The sequence below is a fragment of the Pseudomonas sp. 3A(2025) genome, assembly GCF_054589175.1.
Map to the genome: position 1 here is coordinate 58,094 of NZ_BAAILM010000101.1, position 17,484 is coordinate 75,577.

16 protein-coding genes are annotated in these 17,484 nt (G+C 60.1%); 7 read left to right on the forward strand and 9 right to left on the reverse strand.

The window, feature by feature from the left end:
- Positions 1-56 precede the first annotated feature (56 nt).
- Positions 57-1,355 (reverse strand): MFS transporter, encoded by a 1,299-nt coding sequence (locus tag ACYP2A_RS26170; protein WP_459748836.1) that lies wholly within the window; start codon positions 1,353-1,355, stop codon positions 57-59.
- Between the two features lie 265 nt (positions 1,356-1,620).
- On the opposite strand from ACYP2A_RS26170, the gene ACYP2A_RS26175 reads away from it, so the two are divergent.
- Positions 1,621-2,406, forward strand: a complete 786-nt coding sequence (locus tag ACYP2A_RS26175) for a sulfite exporter TauE/SafE family protein (protein WP_459748837.1) — start codon at positions 1,621-1,623, stop codon at positions 2,404-2,406.
- 153 nt (positions 2,407-2,559) lie between these two features.
- On the opposite strand, the gene ACYP2A_RS26180 is transcribed toward ACYP2A_RS26175, so the two are convergent.
- Positions 2,560-2,754 (reverse strand): hypothetical protein, encoded by a 195-nt coding sequence (locus ACYP2A_RS26180; RefSeq protein ID WP_459748838.1) that lies wholly within the window; start codon positions 2,752-2,754, stop codon positions 2,560-2,562.
- A 181-nt stretch (positions 2,755-2,935) separates the two neighbouring features.
- Between ACYP2A_RS26180 and ACYP2A_RS26185 the strand changes: the two genes are divergently transcribed.
- Positions 2,936-4,057 carry a DUF3182 family protein gene (locus ACYP2A_RS26185; protein WP_459748839.1) on the forward strand — a complete coding sequence of 374 codons (1,122 nt, stop codon included), beginning with the start codon at positions 2,936-2,938 and terminating at the stop codon, positions 4,055-4,057.
- Positions 4,041-4,811 (forward strand): alpha/beta hydrolase family protein, encoded by a 771-nt coding sequence (locus ACYP2A_RS26190; protein ID WP_459748840.1) that lies wholly within the window; start codon positions 4,041-4,043, stop codon positions 4,809-4,811. The genes ACYP2A_RS26185 and ACYP2A_RS26190 overlap by 17 nt, the downstream gene beginning before the upstream one ends.
- A gap of 14 nt (positions 4,812-4,825) precedes the next feature.
- On the opposite strand, the gene ACYP2A_RS26195 is transcribed toward ACYP2A_RS26190, so the two are convergent.
- The 4 genes from ACYP2A_RS26195 to kdgD all read right to left on the reverse strand — a co-directional run bounded on the left by ACYP2A_RS26195 (position 4,826) and on the right by kdgD (position 9,234).
- Positions 4,826-5,041, reverse strand: coding sequence for a PLD nuclease N-terminal domain-containing protein (locus tag ACYP2A_RS26195; protein ID WP_459748841.1), 216 nt, complete (start codon positions 5,039-5,041; stop codon positions 4,826-4,828).
- Positions 5,042-5,217: 176 nt separating this feature from the next.
- Entirely contained in the window at positions 5,218-6,771 is a 1,554-nt protein-coding gene (gene garD, locus ACYP2A_RS26200) for a galactarate dehydratase (RefSeq protein ID WP_459748842.1), read from the reverse strand.
- Between the two features lie 10 nt (positions 6,772-6,781).
- Positions 6,782-8,254: an MFS transporter gene (locus ACYP2A_RS26205; RefSeq protein WP_459748911.1), complete on the reverse strand. Its 1,473-nt coding sequence runs from the start codon at positions 8,252-8,254 to the stop codon at positions 6,782-6,784.
- A gap of 68 nt (positions 8,255-8,322) precedes the next feature.
- The gene (kdgD, locus tag ACYP2A_RS26210) at positions 8,323-9,234 is read right to left on the reverse strand and encodes a 5-dehydro-4-deoxyglucarate dehydratase (RefSeq protein WP_459748843.1); all 912 of its coding nucleotides are present in this window, start codon (positions 9,232-9,234) and stop codon (positions 8,323-8,325) included.
- Positions 9,235-9,546: 312 nt separating this feature from the next.
- Here kdgD and ACYP2A_RS26215 point away from each other — a divergent pair, with 312 nt between their 5' ends.
- Together ACYP2A_RS26215 and ACYP2A_RS26220 are read left to right on the forward strand one after the other, a co-directional pair.
- Positions 9,547-10,818 carry a PAAR domain-containing protein gene (locus ACYP2A_RS26215; protein ID WP_459748844.1) on the forward strand — a complete coding sequence of 424 codons (1,272 nt, stop codon included), beginning with the start codon at positions 9,547-9,549 and terminating at the stop codon, positions 10,816-10,818.
- Positions 10,811-11,356, forward strand: coding sequence for a hypothetical protein (locus ACYP2A_RS26220; RefSeq protein WP_459748845.1), 546 nt, complete (start codon positions 10,811-10,813; stop codon positions 11,354-11,356). The genes ACYP2A_RS26215 and ACYP2A_RS26220 overlap by 8 nt, the downstream gene beginning before the upstream one ends.
- Positions 11,357-11,449: 93 nt before the next feature.
- Here ACYP2A_RS26220 and ACYP2A_RS26225 read toward each other — a convergent pair whose 3' ends face one another.
- The 3 genes from ACYP2A_RS26225 to ACYP2A_RS26235 all read right to left on the reverse strand — a co-directional run bounded on the left by ACYP2A_RS26225 (position 11,450) and on the right by ACYP2A_RS26235 (position 14,212).
- Positions 11,450-12,199 (reverse strand): FadR/GntR family transcriptional regulator, encoded by a 750-nt coding sequence (locus ACYP2A_RS26225; protein WP_459748846.1) that lies wholly within the window; start codon positions 12,197-12,199, stop codon positions 11,450-11,452.
- Between the two features lie 187 nt (positions 12,200-12,386).
- Positions 12,387-12,956: a response regulator transcription factor gene (locus tag ACYP2A_RS26230; RefSeq protein WP_459748847.1), complete on the reverse strand. Its 570-nt coding sequence runs from the start codon at positions 12,954-12,956 to the stop codon at positions 12,387-12,389.
- Positions 12,953-14,212 (reverse strand): ATP-binding protein, encoded by a 1,260-nt coding sequence (locus ACYP2A_RS26235; protein WP_459748848.1) that lies wholly within the window; start codon positions 14,210-14,212, stop codon positions 12,953-12,955. The genes ACYP2A_RS26230 and ACYP2A_RS26235 overlap by 4 nt, the downstream gene beginning before the upstream one ends.
- Positions 14,213-14,411: 199 nt before the next feature.
- Between ACYP2A_RS26235 and ACYP2A_RS26240 the strand changes: the two genes are divergently transcribed.
- Together ACYP2A_RS26240 and ACYP2A_RS26245 are read left to right on the forward strand one after the other, a co-directional pair.
- On the forward strand, positions 14,412-15,125 hold the full coding sequence (locus ACYP2A_RS26240) for an SIMPL domain-containing protein (protein ID WP_459748849.1): 714 nt from the start codon (positions 14,412-14,414) through the stop codon (positions 15,123-15,125).
- Positions 15,126-15,286: 161 nt separating this feature from the next.
- Entirely contained in the window at positions 15,287-17,452 is a 2,166-nt protein-coding gene (locus ACYP2A_RS26245) for an HET-C-related protein (RefSeq protein WP_459748850.1), read from the forward strand.
- Positions 17,453-17,484 lie beyond the last annotated feature (32 nt).

Consider the following 17,484-nt stretch of genomic DNA (forward strand, 5'->3'; position numbering starts at 1 on the left):
TGCCTCCTACAAGTCAGCATTCGCGAGCTAGCGCTCAATCCTACAAGAGCGTTTCTTCAGTGGCTTAGTGCTTCGTTACCCGTTCCTGCAATCTTCTGAACCGGCTCGCTGCGCACTTCTCGCGCCAGGTTCCAGACCAGCACGGCCGCCACCAGATCGAATGCCGCCAGCACCACGAACAGCGGGCTGTAGCCGACCTTGGTCACCAGGATACCGAAGATCAGGGTGAACACGGCCGCCCCCAGATAGCCGAACATGCCGCCCATGCCGGTGGCGGTGGCCACCTGGTCCTTGCTGAACGAGTCAGAGGTGATCGAGTACAGCGCGCCCGACAGCGTCTGGTGAGCAAAGCCGCCGATGCACAGCAACGTAATCGCGGTGTACGGGCTTTCGACCAGACCGATGCAGGCAGGACCGATCATGCAACTGGCACCGAAGACCAGCACCATCTTGCGCGAGGTGAACAGCGACACCTTGAAATACTTATGGAAGAACGGGCTCAGGTAGCCGCCCAGCACGCAGCCGATGTCGGCGGCCAGGAACGGCAGCCAGGCGAACATCGCTACCTCTTTGATGTTCATGTGCCGCTCGGTCATCAGGTACAGCGGGATCCAGGCGTTGAAGGTCTGCCAGGCCGGCTCGGAGAGAATGCGCGCCGAGGCAATCGCGTAGAAGTTGCGTTCCTTGAAGATCTTCTTCCAGGCGCCCTTCTCACGTCTGGCGGTCTGAAAGTGCGCTTCCTGGCCGCTGAGGATGTAGTCGCGCTCTTCATTGCTGAGGTACTTCTGGTCCTTGGGGTGCTTGTACAAGAGCATCCACAACAGGGTCCAGACGATGCCCGACGCCCCGACGATCAGAAACGCCAGTTGCCAGCCACTGTGCAGAATCGCCCAGACCACCAGCGGCGGCGCCAGCAAGGCACCCAGTGACGAACCGATATTGAACCAGCCGATGGCGACCGAACGCTCTTTGGCCGGAAACCATTCGGTGGTGGCCTTGACGCCAGCGGGCAAGCCAGCCGCTTCGGTCATGCCCAGCAGGCCGCGCATGAATGCCATGCTTTGCCAGCCGGTGGCCAGGGCGGCGCCGGCGCAAGCCACCGACCAGGCCATGGCGAAGACGGCAAAGCCCAGTTTGGTGCCGATGAAGTCGATGAACCAGCCGGCCACCGGCTGCATCAGGGCGTAACAGATCTGCCAGGCCGCGACGATCTTCGCGTACTGCTCGGTGGAGATCGACAGGTCGGTCATCAGGGTCGGCGCGGCGACCGACAAGGTGTTACGAGCGAGATAGTTAACGACCAGGCCAGCCGTGACCAGGCTGACCATCCACCAACGGATGCCTTTTATTCTCATGGTTCACCTTAATTATTTTTAGAAGGCGGGCTATTGCCTAGGCGTCGAATAGCGACCCGAGACAATTTGTTTCAAAATAATTCTGGCACGTTACCAGACGTCGTACAACGACTTTTGAATAGCCAATGGTCTATGAACCCTAGCGATAAAAAAACAAACGGTTATAACCTTAGATCGCATCTTCATAACCGTCAGGCCTATAAGTCGCTATGCTGCCCGCCACTTTTTACCTGACAACAGATAACTGTGATTTAGGGCTTCGATAATGGATGTGGGCGGTTTGGGTTTTGTAGTAGCCGGCCTTGTGGTCGGTTTTATCGTCGGGATGACCGGCGTCGGTGGCGGCTCGTTGATGACCCCGATCCTGCTGTGGTTCGGCATCAACCCGGCTACAGCGGTGGGCACCGACCTGCTGTATGCGGCGATTACCAAAGCCGGTGGCGTGTACGTTCATAAAAAGAACGACAACATCGACTGGAAGATCACCGGCTGGCTGACCCTGGGCAGTGTGCCGGCGGTGCTGGTAACGTTAGGCTTTCTCAGCAGCCTGGACAGCTCGCCCGATGCGCTCAATGCGATCATCAAGCAGGCGCTGGGCTTTGTGCTGTTGCTGACCGCCCTGGCCATCCTGTTCAAGAACCGTTTGCTGGCCTTCGCACATAACCGTGTCGACGGCCATTCGCTGTTCAAGGACTCCAGCCTCAACCTGCTCACGGTGATTACCGGCGTGGTGCTGGGCACCATGGTCGCCCTGACCTCGATTGGCGCAGGCGCCTTGGGCACGGTGGCGCTGTTCATTCTTTACCCGTTGCTGCCGACCCGCCGTCTGGTCGGCACCGAAATCGCTCACGCCGTGCCGCTGACACTGGTCGCCGGCATCGGCCACGCCAGCATGGGCAATATGAACTGGGAATTGCTCGGGTTTCTGTTGTTGGGTTCGTTGCCGGGTATCTACCTGGGCAGCCATATGGCCGGGCGCGTTTCCGACAACCTGCTGCGCCCCTGCCTGGCGGTGATGCTGGGTTTGATCGGCTTCAAGCTGGCGTTCTGATTATTTCAGGAATCTGAATCCGTTCTCGTTTCGTCCACATCCCTTTCACATCCTCTTCACGTTCACGGCCTTAAAGTTACCCCACTCCTTTGATGAATCCCCTTGGCTCACCTCCCCCGGTGAGCCATTTTTTTTGCCTGTCTTTTAACGCGTTCAACGCACCTGAGTATCAGAAGACGTTCTTGCAGCAGACACCATGACGGGCTCAGGTAGCGGCGCCAATTGCGCCAGTCGCTCGTTACTGGTGCCGTTGACGACCTGACTGCTCCACTGCCCGGCCACACTGGCCAGCCAGGCCAGCAGCACCAACGCCATGATCTGCAAGGCCCATTTGGTAATCGTCGCCATGTTGTGTCTCCCCCTGTTGGTTTCGATGCCGGGGATATAACCACTGCTCTGTTGCAAAGCCATTGCAGCGCCCTGTCCAGGTCGACCGCTTGTCCGTGCACCGGAACTGCGCGCACGGCCTGGCCTTCCATAACTCATAAGGTTTCAGGCTGTTAACAAGGCATTGCCGAGGAGTCAGCTTATGAGCGGATCAGGTCGTGGTCATGTTGAAGTCGTTTTACTGCCCACTGAAAAAATCCTCGGCCAACACGAAGTGGTCGTGCATCAGGCACTGGGCCGGCAACTGGCGCAGTTGTTGGGCGGCGAGTTCGTCGGCACCTTCGATGAGTCGCTGCATAAGGGCCGCTCTTTGTATTTCGTGCCGTCCGATACGCTGGTCGACCCACAGGTACACGAACACCTGAACATCCGCAGCAGCGACGACCTGTTCGGCGGCCTGGTCAGTGAACCGTTCATGGCCACCAAAGCCATTTCCCACGCCTTGCCAAGGAACGCCAGCGCGCGCCCGCCGGGCTGGTCCGAGGCCTTTCATCGCCTGGCCGGTGACGCGGTGCTGGCGGGTTTCAGTGTGTTCAGCGAAGCCGATGCACAGCAGGCCGGGCAACAGATGCTCGCGAACGGCCCGGTGCGCATCAAGCCGGTACGTGCAACCGCCGGGCGCGGGCAGATCGTGGCCCGTGATGCAGAACAACTGGCGGCAGCGCTGGCGGAACAAGACTTTGCCGAGGTGGCGCGCTGGGGGCTGGTGATCGAAGAAGATTTGCAGGATGTCATCACCTACAGCGTCGGCCAGGTCTCGGTTGCAGGTTGCGTGGCCAGCTATCACGGCACCCAGAGCCTGACCCGTGATCATCAGGGCGCCACGGTGTATGGCGGCTCATGCCTGTGGATTGTGTGCGGCGGCTTTGAGGTGCTGCTCGACCAGCCGCTGGAAGCGCCCGTACGCCGCGCCGTGCAGCAAGCGATTGCCTATGACCAGGCGGCTCTGGACTGCCTGCCGGGCTTTATCGCCTCGCGGCGCAATTACGACATTGCCCAGGGCGTGAATGCCCGGGGTCAGACGTGCTCCGGTGTACTGGAGCAGTCGTGGCGTATCGGTGGCGCCAGCGCGGCAGAAATCCAGGCGCTGCTGGCGTTTGCCGAAGATCCCGGCCTGTCACGCATTCGCGTCTCGACCCACGAGGTCTACGGCGAATCGGCGCCCCTCCCTTCCAATGCTCAGGTGCTGTACGAGGGCGATGACCCTCAACTGGGCTTTCTCCGTAAACTCATTCAGGTTCAGCCTTATGACAGTGAGCAGTGAAGACATTGAAATCGCCATTGGCCACGACTCGATCTCCGGCACCCTTCTGACCCCCAGCGCCAAAGTGCCGGGCATTCTGTTCGTGCACGGTTGGGGTGGCAGCCAGCAGCGCGATCTGGCGCGGGCCAAGAATATTACCGGTTTGGGCTGTGTATGCCTGACCTTCGACCTGCGTGGCCATGAACGCACCGAAGAGCTGCGCGCCACGGTGTCGCGCGAGCACAGCCTGGACGACCTGCTGGCCGCCTACGACCGTCTGGTCAGCCACCCGACGGTCGACCCCGAAGCCATTGCAGTGATCGGTAGCAGTTACGGCGGGTATCTGGCGACGATTCTGAGCAGCCTGCGCCCGGTCAAGTGGCTGGCCTTGCGGGTGCCTGCGCTGTATTGGGACGCCGACTGGGACATGCCCAAGCAGGCTCTGGACCGCGACAAGCTCGCGCATTACCGCCGCTCGGTGGTCACGGCTGCCGATAACCGCGCACTGGCGGCGTGCAAGGCGTTCAAGGGCGATGTGCTGCTGGTCGAATCAGAGACGGACGATTATGTGCCGCACGCAACGTTGATGAGTTATCGCAGCGCTTTCGAGCTGGCTCATTCGTTGACGTACCGCCTGGTGGACGGCGCCGACCATGCTCTGTCCAGCGACATCAGCCAGAGCATCTACAGCGCGATGCTGACCAACTGGATCAGCGAAATGGTGATTGGTGACCGCCTGACGGATTATCCCCATCACTCGGCCACCCTGTCCTGAATGCTGCTGCAGAATCAATAGCGTGCCGGGCCCGACACATGCCGTGGTCCGGCGACGATCCAGGCCAGCACACCGACGATCGGCACCGCGACAATGCCGATGATCCACATAGCCTTGTTGCTGGCGCTGGTGTGGCTGGAGCGGACCCTCATTACAGCCCACAAGTCCGACAGAATGATAAGTACAACAAGCAGTAGCGCTCCCCACAGTCCTGCTTCTGACATAGGCATCTGAAACCTCCTGACCTTTCGGTGTGCCCAGGCGCCAACACGACGCTCTTGAATAGAAGAGATCGGCAAGGCAAGGAAAGTTCAGAGAAGTCGGATAAAACGCAGGGGGATTCAAAGCAATGCGACCACCGGTGAGGTGGTCGCAAGATATCGCATGCAAATGGGGCGTTTTTACCTCACGTCACTGGCGCCGGGTTGAACAGGGCCAGGTCGTTGTGCAGACGGTAATGCTCGGTCCAGGTTTTCTTCTTGCCGCTGGCCACGTCCAGATAGTAGTGCAACAGCTCCCAGCCCAGGTCTTCGATGCTCGCACGCCCGGTGGCGATGCGCCCGGCATCGATATCGATCAGATCGGGCCAGCGCTGGGCCAGCTCGGTACGGGTCGAGACCTTGACCACCGGGGCCATGGCCAGCCCGTAAGGCGTGCCACGACCGGTGGTGAAGACATGCAGGTTCATGCCGGCCGCCAGTTGTAGCGTGCCGCAGATGAAGTCGCTGGCGGGCGTGGCGCAGAAGATCAGGCCTTTACGGCTGACCCTCTCACCTGGCCCGACCACACCGTTGATGGCGCTGTTGCCGGACTTGACGATCGACCCCAGGGATTTCTCGACAATGTTCGACAGCCCGCCCTTCTTGTTGCCCGGCGTGGTGTTGGCGCTGCGATCCGCCTCGCCCTTGGCCAGGTAACGGTCGTACCAGTCCATTTCGCGCACCAGGCCCTCGGCCACTTCCTGGGTTTCGGCCCGGGAAGTGAGCAGGTAGATGGCATCGCGCACTTCGGTGACTTCGGAAAACATCACCGTCGCGCCAGCACGCAGCAGCAGATCGGAAGCGTAGCCCAGTGCCGGGTTGGCGGTGATGCCGGAAAACGCATCGCTGCCGCCGCACTGCATGCCCAGAATCAGCTCGGACGCCGGCACGGTCTCGCGACGGCGCTGGTCGAGCTTTTTCAGGCGCACTTCGGCCAGCTCCATGATCTGCTCGATCATTTCATTGAAGCCATTGCCGGCGTCCTGCAAGCGGTATTGCCACTGATCGCTGAGGTCGACCGACAGGTCGTTCTCGTGCATCACCTGCCCTGCCTGCAATTTCTCGCAGCCCAGGCTGATCACCAGTGCTTCGCCGCCCAGATTCGGGTTGCGCGCCAGGTTGCGCACGGTGCGGATCGGAATGTAGGCGTCGGTCGCCGAGATCGCCACGCCACAGCCATAGGTGTGGGTCAGGGCAATCACGTCGTCGACGTTGGAGTACTTGGGCAGCAGTTCATCGCGGATGCGCTTGACCGCATGCCCCAGCACGCCGGCCACACATTGCACCGTGGTGGTGATGCCGAGGATATTGCGGGTGCCGACGGTGCCGTCGGCATTGCGATAACCCTCGAAGGTGAAGCCTTCCAGTGGCGCCTCTTTTTCCGGCACCGCGTCGGACATCGGCAGCTTGTCCAGCTCGGGCGCCGACGGCATGCGCAGCAGGTCTTCCCTGACCCAACTGCCGCGCGGGATCGGTTGCAAGGCATAGCCGATGGTCTGGCCGTAGCGGATCACAGGATCCCCTTCGCCCAGATCGACAGTGCTGATCTTGTGGCTCTGGGGGACGTTATCGACCGTCTCCAGGCCATCATCGAATCGGGTGCCGGCAGGCACACCCTGGTCATTGACCACCACGACCACGTTATCCAGCGGGTGAAGCCGGATATGCCGTGGCGAATCGGCATGTTGAATCAGGTTCATCACGGTTTCCTCAGGATTTGGCTTGGGAAAGGTCGCTGTTCAGCGCTGGCCCCTGTGCAGGCGGCTCTTTCAATTCCACACGCTTGATGTCTCCTACGATAAAGATGTAGCTGATGACGGCCAGCAGTGCGTTGGCACCGACGAACACCAGTGCCCACTTGAACGAGCCGGTGCTGCTGATGATGTAGCCGATCACGATCGGGGTGGTGATCGATGCAATGTTGCCGAAGGTGTTGAACAGGCCACCACTGAGACCGGCGATCTGTTTTGGCGACACATCGGACATGACCGCCCAGCCCAGTGCGCCCACGCCCTTGCCGAAGAATGCCAGGGCCATGAAGCCGACCACGACCCACTCTACGTCGACGTAGTTGCAGGTGACGATGGAGGTCGACAGCAGCAGACCGAAGATGATCGGTGCCTTGCGGGCGAAGGTCAGCGAGTGGCCTTTGCGCAGCAGGTAGTCAGAAATGACCCCGCCCAGTACGCCGCCGATAAAGCCGCAGATGGCCGGCAACGAGGCGATGATACCGGCCTTGAGGATGGTCATGCCGCGCTCCTGAACCAGGTACACCGGGAACCAGGTCAGGAAGAAGTAGGTGATACCGTTGATGCAGTACTGGCTCAGGTAGATACCCAGCATCATGCGGTTGGTCAGCAACTGGCGGATGTAATCCCACTTCGGACCGCTGTTGGCGCTCTTGCTGCCTTTGCCCTTGTCCTGATCCATGTCGACCATGCCGCCGTTGCTGGCGATGTGATCGAGTTCGGCTTCGTTGATCATCGGGTGCTGGCGCGGGCTGTAGATGACTTTCATCCAGATGCCCGAGAACACGATACCGGCCGCGCCCATGACGATGAACACGTGCTGCCAGCCGTAGGTGAAGACGATCCAGCCCATCAGCGGTGCGAACAACACGGTGGCAAAGTATTGCGCCGAGTTGAAGATCGCAGACGCAGTGCCGCGTTCGGCGGTCGGGAACCAGGCGGCGACGATGCGGGCGTTGCCCGGGAACGATGGCGCTTCGGCCAGACCGACCAGGAAGCGCAGCATGAACAGCGCGACAATGGCGGTGGAGATGCCGAATTCACCGACATAGCCTTGCAGCAGGGTGAACAGCGACCAGGTGAAAATGCTGATGGCATAGACTTTCTTCGAGCCGAAACGGTCGAGCAGCCAGCCGCCAGGAATCTGACCGGCCACGTAGGCCCAGCCAAATGCGGAGAAGATATAACCCAGGGTTACGGCAGTGATGCCGAGGTCTTTTTGCAGGCTGGAGCCTGCGATTGCGATGGTGGCACGGTCGGCGTAGTTGATCGTGGTGACCAGAAACAGCATCAACAGGATCAAATAGCGGACGTGCGTCGGCTTGGACTTTTGCATTAGGTAGAACTCCCACTCATTATTTTTTTTACGCGGGTGATGCTGTTTTTGGGTGTAGCGTCTACAGGCCCCTTGGAAGCGTTGGTGGCGACAACGGATTCCACCTGCAGAGGGTCCAACGACAAAGACCGCGGAGCGTACTCAGCGGCCTTTGCCTGTCGGGGGAGTTACTGCGGGCCTTGCTTGTCCATCAACGCGGCGAGCAGGTCGACTTCTTCAGGCGTCAGGTCGGTCAGTGGCGCACGAACCGGGCCTGCGTCGTAGCCTGCGATCTTGGCGCCGGCCTTGACGATGCTGACGGCATAGCCGGATTTGCGGTTACGCAGGTCCAGGTAAGGCAGGAAGAAATCGTCGATGTACTTGCCAACGGTCTCGTGGTCGTCACGAGCGATGGCGTGGTAGAAGTTCATCGCCAGCTTCGGCACGAAGTTGAACACGGCCGACGAGTAGACCGGTACGCCCAGGGCCTTGTAGGCCGCGGCGTAGACTTCAGCGGTCGGCAGACCACCCAGGTACGAGAAGCGGTCACCCAGACGACGGCGGATCGAAACCATCAGCTCGATATCGCCCAGGCCATCTTTGTAGCCGATCAGGTTTTCGTTGCGCTCGGCCAGTTTTTCCAGCAGTGGCGCGGTCAGGCGGCAAACGTTGCGGTTGTAGACCACGACGCCGATCTTGACCGACTTGCACACCGCTTCAACGTGGGCGGCAACACCGTCCTGGCTCGCTTCGGTCAGGTAGTGAGGCAGCAGCAGCAGGCCTTTGGCACCCAGACGCTCGGCTTCCTGGGCCATTTCGATGGCTTGACGGGTCGGACCACCGACACCGGCCAGGATTGGCACAGTCTTTTCGCAGGTATCGACGGCAGTCTTGATGATCTGCGAGTACTCGCCGGAGGTCAGGGAGAAGAACTCACCGGTACCGCCAGCGGCGAACAGGGCGCTTGCGCCGTAAGGGGCCAGCCACTCCAGACGCTTGATGTAGCCTTCGCGGTTGAAATCGCCTTGGGCATTGAAGTCAGTGACAGGAAAAGACAGCAAACCGTGGGAAAGGATGGACTTGAGTTCTTGTGGATTCATTGTTCAAACACCCTGGGGGACATTGTTGTAGTAGGTAACTCATCAGCCTGAGTGCCGATGTCGTAAGTCATCGTACAACTGAAAATAAAATGTCTCAACAGGGATTTGCAGAATTTTTCCGCAAGGGGCGCTTGACTGGAGTTAAAGCCTTGATTACTGGGGATTTTAGCGAGGAGAAGACGACGAAAGTCGTACGATCACCGCAGGACGGCCACGCGTAGCCAGATCCTGCAACGCCTGCTGAAACGGCCTACATAAAGCGCACCACCAGACGCGCAAGGATGCATACCCCACGCATTCTTGAGCCTGACCATGATTCCTGTTTCCCGATTGACCGACCAGCACGCCTGCCCGATCCCTCTCCATGGCCTGACCCCGCTGGTATCCGGCTCACCCACTGTTTACGTCAACGGCCTGCCCGTAGCCCGGATCGGCGACCGCGCCGGCTGCGGCGCGGTGATCGTCAGCGGCTTTGTGCACATCCTCGTCGATGGCCGGCCCATGGCGCACATGGGCAGCCTGACCAGCCACGGCGGCGGCATCGTCACGGGCAGCCACGACACCGCCGGCGGGCAGGTCCGCTTCGATACGCAAAACCTCGCGGTCGATTTCGCTCTGCTGGGCGCCATCGATGCGCAGGGCAATGTCGATGAGCAAACGCTGCAAGCCTTGCTGGCCGACCCGCAGCTTGAACAACGCGCCCAAGCAGCAGGGGCATTGGTGCAGCCCAATGACGCGCCCTTCCCGAAAGCGCCGGCTACTGATTTGCCGGAAATGATCGCCGTCGCCGGTAGCCAGCATGACAACGGCGCCGGCAACAAGATGATGTTCATTGGCCAGGCCGTGCGCCAGTTGAGGGTGTTCAAGGAGCAATACCCTGCCCGACCGCGAACGCTGGTGGTTTTTACGCCGCATTACAGCGAGGCCATGCTCGACGCAGCCAGGAAATCGGCCGGGTTATACACCGCCGACTTCAAGACCCTCGACACCGCGCAGGCACTGATCGACTACATCAATACGGGGCGTGATCGCAGCAAACACCCGGTCGCGCAGCTAGACCTGTTCAGCCATGGTGTACCGCTGAGCATTGCCTTTGGTCATCACCTGGAAAATGAAGCCGACATGGCGTTGGATGTGGATAACTTTCAGCTTCTCGCCGTCAACGCTTTTTCTCCAGAAGCTCGAATCACGTCCTACGCCTGCCGAACGGGGATGGGCAATCCGCAGGATATGGACATTGAAAACGCGGTACAGCTTAACCCGCAACCGAAACTCAGCCTGGCGCAGAAGCTGGCCGATCATTTGAAGATTCCGGTGGGGGCGTTTATTACACGGTCGGATTACAAGGAAACGTGGGGGTCGTTTGTGGACAGGCGACGTGCCCAAGTGTGCCCTGTTACGAACACAGTATTACCCGATGACGAGTGGTGCGATGAGTGGGGGGCGTTGATGAAGGATAGGAAACGGGCCGAAAATCAGGTCGATGTACTCTACCAATCAGGCGGTGCAATTAACCCTGTGACGTCGGGTACGACACCCCACGGCCCGTCCATGGGCATTATTGAATTCAAGCCCAATGAATAAGTGGCGAATAATTCTGCCCAGCTTGGCGATTGGGTCTCTGATTGTGATATTCCAGAAAAATGACTACACCACTGACTATGGCAACGGCGTGACGGTTTATGCAGACCGGTATGTGAACACGGGAGAGTGGGTATATAACTGCAAGCGCTCATTCCTGGTCAGCAGGGTAGCGAAGGTATTTCCCTCGGAGCACTTCAAGAGTGAAGGAGAAATATCAATTGGGCCGATTCTTCTTTATCCACACAAAGAGCTCATAGCAAAAGCATTCATCAGCGCTGTCATCGCCGATAAGGACTGGCATGCAAAACTTGAATATGTGAAGACCGGCATTGATGAAACAAGCAGCCTGTCAGACCACTACTTTCAATTTACGACTGATTACGAAGGCTCCTTATGGACGATCTCGGTAGGCCAGCCACATGATTTGAACAGAGATAACGAATATTCGATTACCGCCAAGCCTTACGACCCGGCCACTCACATGACACATGAAAGCGCATTGCGTGAGTCACGGATCAGTTGCCCGAAGCCTCAATAGAGACAGAGGAGTCTGCGGAGTTTGTGTGTGGGCCATTTTTGGCGTCAGGCACAAACCCCGTAGGAGCTGCTTTAGCTGCGAAGGGTGTGGCGATCAGGCGTTTTGCGCAGCGGCTTCTTCGTGGGCGTGGCGCAGGCGTTCGCGGCTGTTGGTCAGGTGCAGGCGCATCGCGGCGCGGGCGGCGTCGGCGTCCTGGCGGGCGATGGCTTCGTAGATCTCTTCATGCTCACGGCTCAGGCGCACCATGTAGTGCTGCTGGTCGTCGTGGGCCAGGCGTGCCGAGTTAAGGCGGGTACGCGGAATGATGCTGGCGCCCAAGTGGGTCATGATGTCGGTGAAATAGCGGTTGCCGGTCGACAGGGCAATCTGCAGGTGGAACTGGAAGTCCATGGCCACCGCATCGCTGGCGTGGGCGGCGCTTTCGTTCAGGGCATCGAGGGCGGCGCGCATGCCGGCCAGTTGCTCATCGGTACGGCGTTGCGCAGCCAGACCTGCGGTCTCGACCTCAAGACTGATGCGCAATTCGAGAATGGCCAGCACATCACGCAGGGTGACGATGGTCGCCGGATCGATACGAAAGCCGCTGGGGCTGGGCATGTCGATCACGAACGTGCCGATGCCGTGGCGGGTTTCGACCAGCCCCGACGCTTGCAGGCGGGAAATGGCCTCGCGCACCACGGTGCGGCTGACGCCCTGCTCTTCCATGATGGCCGATTCGGTAGGCAGTTTGTCGCCACGCGCCAGTTGGCCTGAGCGAATGCGCTCGGACAGCTCGGTCACCAGTTCCTGCGCAAGACTGCGATGTTTACGACGTGCGCGGGGTGGAGCGCTTTGATTTTCCATATCCTGCAACGGTCTTCTCAATGGTTATGACGGGCAATCATAGCGCAGCGGTTATACGATCACACGCCATGAAAACGCAGGTAAGCCGGCCGGTCGTGGATTGGCCGGCTGACATTGGCGGGCCGATGCCCGGCCCTCGTGCCGCCAGCGCTCAAGCCTGCGGCTTTACCGGTGGCAGCGCGGATTTTCAGCGCCGCACCGGACGCTTCTGCAATTTGCGCTGCAAGGTACGCCGGTGCATGCCCAAGGCACGTGCGGTTGCTGAAATATTGCCTTCATGCTCGGTCAATACGCGCTGGATGTGCTCCCACTGCAAGCGGTCGACCGACATCGGGTTTTCCGGCACCAGGTTGTCGAGGTTGGCGTGTTCGGACAGCAATGCCGCCAGCACATCGTCGGCATCGGCCGGCTTGCACAGGTAATTGCAGGCGCCACGCTTGATGGCCTCGACCGCCGTGGCGATGCTCGAATAGCCGGTGAGGATCACCACGCGCATGTCCGGGTCAAGTTCCAGCAGCTTGGGCAACAGCACCAGCCCCGAGTCGCCGTCCATCTTCAGGTCCAGGGCTGCGTACTCAGGGATGTCCTGCTGGGCCAGTACCAGCCCTTCCTCGGCTGAACCTGCGGTACTGACGCGAAAGCCGCGACGGGTCATCGCCCGGGCCATGACCCGGGTAAAGGTGGCGTCGTCATCGACCAGCAGCAGGTGCGGCAGCTCTTCGCCATCGACCTGTTCGACTTCAATCTCATCACTCATGCTTGTTCTCCTCGCTTGTCACGCGGCAGACGCAATTCAGTGAGCGTGCCGCCTTCTTCGTGACGATAGAGCCTGACCGAACCACCCGCACGGGTGACACTGGCCTTGCTCAGAAACAGACCCAGGCCGAAACCTTTGCCCTTGGTGGTGAAAAACGGTTTGCCGATCTGTTCGGCAATCGCCGGCGGCACACCCGGACCATGGTCGCGGATGCTCAGGCAAATCTCGTCGCTGTCCCAGTCCAGCGACACCTGCAAGTTGTCCGGGCTGGCATCGGCGGCATTATTGAGCAGGTTAAGCAGCGCCTGGGTCAGGTCCGGCGGTGGCGCCAGCATCGGCACGCTGCCCTGGCCCAGTTGCTGGAAACGATAACTGACTTCCGGGCGCATCAGGTGCCAGCGGTTCAGCGCTTCGTCGAGCCAGCGCGACACGGTCTGGAACTCCACGGCCATGCGCCGGTTGGCCTCGGCGGCCCGTACCAGATGCTGCAAGGTGTGCTTGCACTGCCCGACCTGCTCCTGAAGCACCGCAAGATCCTCCTGCAAGCCTGGATCATGGTGATCCTGACGCATTTCGTTGAGCAACACGCTCATGGTCGCCAGCGGCGTGCCCAGTTCATGCGCGGCACCGGCGGCCTGGGTGGCGACGGCCAGCAATTGCTCGTCGCGCAGGCCTTCTTCGCGGCGCTCGGCACGCAGGTGTTCCTGGCGGCGCAGCTCTTCGGCCATGCGTGCGGCAAAAAAGGTAATGACGCCGGCGGCCAGCACAAAGCTCAGCCACATGCCGTAGACCTGCATGTTCTCCCGCGAGATCGGGTAGTTTTCCAAAGGATAGGCCTGCGACAGCAGCCAGGTGTAGAGCGCCAGTGCAATACCGGAAAGCACCAGCGAATAGCGCCACGGCAAGGTCACCGCCGCGATGGTCAGCGGCACCAGGTAATAAGAGACGAACGGGTTGGTCGAGCCACCGGAGAAATACAACAGCGCGCTGTGGATAATCAGGTCCAGGGCCAGTTGCAGGGCATATTCCTGCTCGGTGACCATCCACGGTGTACGCAGGCGAATGGCGGTCAGGGCGCAAAGAATCACCGAACAGCCCAGGGTGATCGACAATTGCAGCCACGGCAGTGGCAGGACATCGAACAGCCAGGCGATGCCCACAGAACCGGCTTGCGCGGCCAGCACCATGACGCGGATAAAAGTCAGGCGCCACAGGTTTTGCCGTGTGGCCGAAAGCATTTGGACGGGGACGAGCATGAGCGCTCCTGCTGACGCGGGTGGATCGGGCTGAGTATAACCAGCCACGGGGCATCACCGGGAATCCTGCGGCAATGCGCCACAGCACGCTTGCGCTAAAATCCTGACCGCCTCGCCCGGAACCGCACCCCAGGTGCGAAGTCTGATTGCAGGTGCCGTCCAACAGCCGTTGGAGGCCGTCCGTCAACAAGGAGTTCCCATGTTCAAGCTTCGTCCTGCTGCCGCATTCCTGGCCCTGAGCGCTACCGTCCTGGCGAGTGCGTCTTTCGCCGCCGATGAGCCGCGCTTCAATCAGGTATCGCTGCGCGCTGAAGTCAACAAGGAAGTCGCCCGCGACCTGATGCAAGTCACCCTTTATACCGAAGCCCAGGACCGCGATCCGGGCAAGCTGGCGGCGCAGATCACCGAAAGCCTGAACAAGGCCGTCGGTCAGGCACGCCAGGTCAAAGGCGTCGAGATTCGCCAGGGCAGCCGTAACAGCTCGCCGATCTACGACGATAAAGGCCAGAAGATCACTGCCTGGCGCGAGCGCGCCGAAGTGCGCCTTGAAAGCGCCGACTTTGCCGCCCTGTCGCAACTGACCGGCGAGCTGCTGACCACCCTGAAAATGGACAGCATGAACTTTGCCATTTCGTCGGCCACCCGCAAGACCAGCGAAGACGATCTGCTCAAGGAAGCTGTTACGGCCTTCAAGGCCCGCGCGCAACTGGTGACCGACGCCATGGGCGGTCAGGGCTACAAAGTGGTCAACCTGAACCTCAATACCTCGGGTTATCCACAACCTTACCTGCGTGACGCCGCACCGATGATGATGAAGGCCAGCCGTGCTGAAGCGGTGACGCCGGATGTCGAAGCCGGGACCAGCAAGGTCAGCGTCACGGCCGATGGCGTCATCGAAGTGCAAGTGCCATAAACCCATGGCCCCCTCGTCCGGGCGGTATCCGCCCGGACGCATCTACAAATCCTACAACCGCTATCGACCCCGTCTGATTTTAATCCGCGCCTCAATCCGTAGACTCGCCCCCTTCAAATATCCCCTTACACAAACATTTCTTAAGTTATAAGGAATCACGGATGAATCCTGTCATTTCGCCGGCGCATCGCGCACGGCATCGTCTGCTCACGCTCCTGTCCAGCGGCAGCCCTGAGTATCATCGTCACCAAAACCGGGTGGCTGCCAGCCAGTTGCACAGCCGCTTCGCCCTGAACCAATTGACCGGGCTGGCACAACGCTGCATGGCGCCCGAGTTCGTCCTGCTGATGGCGCCGGTGTTCGGCCTGGACCTTGAACCGCGCATTTACCTGAAGCTGCAAGCCGCGCTGCAACAGGGAAAAATCGCCAACCCCGAATGCCGCGTCGTGACCGACGGTTTCTACCCCGCCGAATACGACAGCCGCGAGCGCGTGCTGCGTATTCACAGTGCCGCCCTGGACTACGTGCAGGACAACCCGCATGCCGCCTGGGAATTGCTGGAAATACTGCTGCACGAGTTCGGCCATCACCTCGACACCCTGTTGCGCGAGGACTTCGCCGCAGGTCATGCCGTGCGTAGCGATGCCCCCAAAGAGGAAGGCCGCCGTTACGTGCAACGCATGGCCGACGCAGGCTGGCCGGTGCAAGCATTGTTGCCGATTGCCAGCTATCAGAGTGGCGCAGGCCACACCATGGTCATTCATGTGGAGCCTCGCCAGGCTTTGCTGAAAATCCGTGCGCGACAAACCGTTGGCGGCGCACATGCGCACGGTTCGCCCCATAATGGCCGTGAGCATTTCGAGGCCAGTGGCGAGGCGCACAACACGTTCAGCCATGAGCGTATCGAGCAAAGCCTCACGGCCCTGGGTTTTACCGAAGAGGAGCGCCTGACCCTGTATTTCGGCAACTGGCTACGCGATTACTCGCAATTGCTGGACCCCAAGCTGGTACGTGGTGCGCACATGCCGAAAAACTTTCCGCGGTTAATGTCCCGCGATGGCCTGACCGAGATTGTGGATATTCTGGCGGCACGCAAATTCGCCGAACTGCGCCTGCACGACAGCGCCAGCTTTACCGTCACTCGTGAGCGGCTGGGGGTTTATCGCCCCAGCGAACATATCGACAACCCGCGTACCGAGCCGCCTGCACCGTTCGACCTGGCCGAGCGCGATGCCGATTTCGAGCCGTGGGTCATGGCTGGCGATGATTGGCTGCAGGTAGACCCCGAGACCTCGATGAAGCGTTATCTGCAACACTCGGTGGCATTCATCCAGGACCACCTGCACCTTGCCCTGCAAGCGGGCCGCACGGCGCAAGGCTTACAAAGCCTGGGCGCAGCGTTGCATGTACTGGAAGACCTGTTCGCCCATGCCAACCTTGTCGAACTGGGGCTGATCAAACTGGGTTATCCGGTGCTGCCCTGGACGTCGCCGGCAGACTGTAAATGGAAACTGCCACTGGTCACCGGGCGTTTTGGCGGCGCCGATATCATCGCCAGCCTGGCGCAACCCATCGCCCGGTTGATTGCGCCGACCGAGAACTGGGCGTTCGTCCCCGCAAATCCCGGCGACCGTTCCGACACCGACAAGATGCTGCTGGTGCTGTTCAGCGAACACCCCAACGAAGCCTGGCTGAACGCCTATGAGCAAATGCTCGAACTGCGCGATGCCTTGAGCGCTAACCGGCTTTTCAATGCCGTACGCCTCTGGACCTGGACCAAAACCGCACCGGCCAGACTGCTTGGCAATGCCTATAAAACAGTGTTGCAAGGCCTGCTGACCTTGCTGGGCAACAGCATCGACGATGCCCAGACACTGCTTGGCGGCGACCCCCACAGCAACGGTTCGAGCGACCCGTCGCACTCGCAACTGGCCAAGGATCATGCACAACATCCGTTGCATGAGCCTGCGGCGATGCTTGCCGGCATCGCGATCACTCACGTCGCGCAAGCGGTACTCGACCATTGGCAAGGTGTGCCTGGCGAAGACCCGCTGGCGGTCGCCAGCCGCTACTTCAAGCACCCCAACGACAGTGACTGGCAAGACAAACCCCTGGCTGAATGGGCAGAGCAAAACGCCGCCCGGATCGAACGCGCCAACTCCAGCACTGAAATGCACACGCTGCGCGAAGAAATACACACGCTGGCGGTGGTCAGTCTGGAAAACCTGAAGCAGGAAAGTCAGTCGACCTGGGACTACATCAGCAGCTTTCTCACACAATGGCTCGACAAGGTCCCGGAGCCCGACACCGACGTCACACAGCAATGATGCCGTGCAGTTCTTGTAGAAAAAGCAGACAG

Coding starts and splice junctions, on each gene's coding strand:
- ACYP2A_RS26225 (WP_459748846.1), bottom strand. CDS start 12,199: ATGGAAAATCAAAGCGCTCCACCCCGCGCACGTCGTAAACATCGCAGT.
- ACYP2A_RS26170 (WP_459748836.1), bottom strand. CDS start 1,355: ATGAGAATAAAAGGCATCCGTTGGTGGATGGTCAGCCTGGTCACGGCT.
- ACYP2A_RS26185 (WP_459748839.1), top strand. CDS start 2,936: ATGAGCGGATCAGGTCGTGGTCATGTTGAAGTCGTTTTACTGCCCACT.
- kdgD (WP_459748843.1), bottom strand. CDS start 9,234: ATGAATCCACAAGAACTCAAGTCCATCCTTTCCCACGGTTTGCTGTCT.
- ACYP2A_RS26230 (WP_459748847.1), bottom strand. CDS start 12,956: ATGAGTGATGAGATTGAAGTCGAACAGGTCGATGGCGAAGAGCTGCCG.
- ACYP2A_RS26240 (WP_459748849.1), top strand. CDS start 14,412: ATGTTCAAGCTTCGTCCTGCTGCCGCATTCCTGGCCCTGAGCGCTACC.
- ACYP2A_RS26220 (WP_459748845.1), top strand. CDS start 10,811: ATGAATAAGTGGCGAATAATTCTGCCCAGCTTGGCGATTGGGTCTCTG.
- ACYP2A_RS26195 (WP_459748841.1), bottom strand. CDS start 5,041: ATGCCTATGTCAGAAGCAGGACTGTGGGGAGCGCTACTGCTTGTTGTA.
- ACYP2A_RS26245 (WP_459748850.1), top strand. CDS start 15,287: ATGAATCCTGTCATTTCGCCGGCGCATCGCGCACGGCATCGTCTGCTC.
- ACYP2A_RS26235 (WP_459748848.1), bottom strand. CDS start 14,212: ATGCTCGTCCCCGTCCAAATGCTTTCGGCCACACGGCAAAACCTGTGG.
- ACYP2A_RS26175 (WP_459748837.1), top strand. CDS start 1,621: ATGGATGTGGGCGGTTTGGGTTTTGTAGTAGCCGGCCTTGTGGTCGGT.
- ACYP2A_RS26190 (WP_459748840.1), top strand. CDS start 4,041: ATGACAGTGAGCAGTGAAGACATTGAAATCGCCATTGGCCACGACTCG.
- ACYP2A_RS26215 (WP_459748844.1), top strand. CDS start 9,547: ATGATTCCTGTTTCCCGATTGACCGACCAGCACGCCTGCCCGATCCCT.
- ACYP2A_RS26180 (WP_459748838.1), bottom strand. CDS start 2,754: ATGGCGACGATTACCAAATGGGCCTTGCAGATCATGGCGTTGGTGCTG.
- garD (WP_459748842.1), bottom strand. CDS start 6,771: ATGAACCTGATTCAACATGCCGATTCGCCACGGCATATCCGGCTTCAC.